Origin of the sequence: Bacillus sp. SIMBA_008, assembly GCF_046535495.1 — a bacterium.
GTDB classification, from domain to species: Bacteria; Bacillota; Bacilli; order Bacillales; family Bacillaceae; genus Bacillus; species Bacillus subtilis.
The window spans coordinates 1-241 of the sequence record NZ_JAWRWL010001147.1 but is presented as its reverse complement, the minus strand read 5'-3'; the positions used below and the strand labels follow the sequence as shown (position 1 = coordinate 241).

The 241-nt window shown below is 70.1% G+C and carries 1 protein-coding gene; it reads right to left on the bottom strand.

Annotation, left to right across the window (positions count from 1 at the left end; all coding sequences use genetic code 11):
• Positions 1-241, bottom strand: a 241-nt coding sequence (locus SB658_RS27025; protein ID WP_410603596.1) for a DUF222 domain-containing protein, incomplete at both ends; no start/stop codon positions are given.

Here is a 241-nt window from a genome sequence, read left to right as displayed (position 1 = left end):
CACCGCCTGCATCTGGGCTGCGACATCCGGGAGGATGTTCCCGCGGATCGCGTGGAGGCCGTTGCGAAGGCGGCCGATCGTGAAGAACCGCTGGTTCTGCGCACTCCGATCCGAAGGCTCCGGCCCGTCGGGGTCCATCGCCGCGGCGATCATCTGCGCGTACTGTCGCAGGTCCTCCGGTGTCGCCGGCGGACCTGGCTCGTCAGAGCCCTCGGCCGTCTCGGCTTCGACCCCCGCATCC